General features: G+C 56.1%; 1 rRNA gene. It reads left to right on the forward strand.

From position 1 onward, the window contains the following. Positions 1-2,355: ribosomal RNA gene (locus tag ACFUEJ_RS24085) — 23S ribosomal RNA — on the forward strand; the annotation flags it as partial.

Raw genomic sequence — 2,355 nt, forward strand, 5'->3', positions numbered from 1 at the left:
GAGTCGCCGGGTCTAGACCCGAAGCGGAGTGATCTACCCATGGCCAGGGTGAAGCGTCGGTAAGACGTCGTGGAGGCCCGAACCCACTTCAGTTGAAAATGGAGGGGATGAGTTGTGGGTAGGGGTGAAAGGCCAATCAAACTCCGTGATAGCTGGTTCTCCCCGAAATGCATTTAGGTGCAGCGTCACATGTTTCTTACTGGAGGTAGAGCTACTGGATGGCCGATGGGCCCCACAGGGTTACTGACGTCAGCCAAACTCCGAATGCCGGTAAGTGAGAGTGTGGCAGTGAGACTGCGGGCGATAAGGTTCGTAGTCGAGAGGGAAACAGCCCAGATCGCCGGCTAAGGCCCCTAAGCGTGTACTAAGTGGAAAAGGATGTGGGGTCGCGAAGACAACCAGGAGGTTGGCTTAGAAGCAGCCACCCTTGAAAGAGTGCGTAATAGCTCACTGGTCAAGTGATCCTGCGCCGACAATGTAGCGGGGCTCAAGTACACCGCCGAAGCCGCGGCACTCCACCATGACATCCGCAGAGGTTTACGGACTTCTGTGTAGTGGGTGGGGTGGGTAGGGGAGCGTCCTGCATCCGTGGAAGCGCCGGAGTGATCCAGGTGTGGAGGGTGTGGGAGTGAGAATGCAGGCATGAGTAGCGAAAGCAGAGTGAGAAACTCTGCCGCCGAATGACCAAGGGTTCCTGGGCCAGGCTAATCCGCCCAGGGTGAGTCGGGACCTAAGGCGAGGCCGACAGGCGTAGTCGATGGACAACGGGTTGATATTCCCGTACCCGTGTATCCGCGCCCATGCTGAATCAGTTGTACTAACCATCCTGATCCCCCGGGAGCACCTTCGGGTGCCGAGTGGGGTGATGCATGGGACCTTGGCTGGTAGTAGGCAAGCGATGGGGTGACGCAGGAAGGTAGTGGGGCCAGTCAGTGGTTGTACTGGTGTAAGCCTGTAGGGCGAGTGATAGGCAAATCCGTCACTCACAGAGCCTGAGAGGTGATGCGTAGCCGTTGTGGCGAATTCCATGATCCTATGCTGCCGAGAAAAGCCTCTAGTGAGTTGGTACACGGCCCGTACCCCAAACCAACACAGGTGGTCAGGTAGAGAATACTAAGGCGATCGAGAGAACTGTGGTTAAGGAACTCGGCAAAATGCCCCCGTAACTTCGGGAGAAGGGGGACCCATCCTGGTGACGATCTTTTCGGTCTGAGCTGGTGTGGGTCGCAGAGACCAGAGAGAAGCGACTGTTTACTAAAAACACAGGTCCGTGCGAAGTCGTAAGACGATGTATACGGACTGACGCCTGCCCGGTGCTGGAAGGTTAAGAGGACCGGTTAATCACCTTCGGGTGGTGAAGCTGAGAATTTAAGCCCCAGTAAACGGCGGTGGTAACTATAACCATCCTAAGGTAGCGAAATTCCTTGTCGGGTAAGTTCCGACCTGCACGAATGGCGTAACGACTTCTCTGCTGTCTCAACCACAGACTCGGCGAAATTGCAGTACGAGTAAAGATGCTCGTTACGCGCGGCAGGACGAAAAGACCCCGGGACCTTCACTATAGCTTGGTATTGGTGTTCGGTTCGGTTTGTGTAGGATAGGTGGGAGACTGTGAAGTGGGCACGCCAGTGTTCATGGAGTCGTTGTTGAAATACCACTCTGATCGTATTGGACTTCTAACCTCGGACCCTGATCGGGTTCAGGGACAGTGCCTGGTGGGTAGTTTAACTGGGGCGGTTGCCTCCTAAAAGGTAACGGAGGCGCCCAAAGGTTCCCTCAGCCTGGTTGGCAATCAGGTGTTGAGTGTAAGTGCACAAGGGAGCTTGACTGTGAGACGTACATGTCGAGCAGGGACGAAAGTCGGGACTAGTGATCCGGCACCGGCAAGTGGAAGCGGTGTCGCTCAACGGATAAAAGGTACCCCGGGGATAACAGGCTGATCTTCCCCAAGAGTCCATATCGACGGGATGGTTTGGCACCTCGATGTCGGCTCGTCGCATCCTGGGGCTGGAGTAGGTCCCAAGGGTTGGGCTGTTCGCCCATTAAAGCGGCACGCGAGCTGGGTTTAGAACGTCGTGAGACAGTTCGGTCTCTATCCGCCGCGCGCGTAAGAAACTTGAGGAAACCTGTCCCTAGTACGAGAGGACCGGGACGGACGAACCTCTGGTGTGCCAGTTGTCCCGCCAGGGGCACTGCTGGTTAGCTACGTTCGGAAGGGATAACCGCTGAAAGCATCTAAGCGGGAAGCCTGTTCCAAGATGAGGTTTCTCACCCCCTTCGCGGGGTTAAGGCCCCCCACAGACCATGGGGTTGATAGGCCAGAACTGTACGCACAGCAATGTGTTCAGGTGACTG

Origin of the sequence: Gordonia sp. NPDC057258 (assembly GCF_042668985.1) — a bacterium.
Taxonomy (GTDB): Bacteria; Actinomycetota; Actinomycetes; order Mycobacteriales; family Mycobacteriaceae; genus Gordonia; species Gordonia hongkongensis.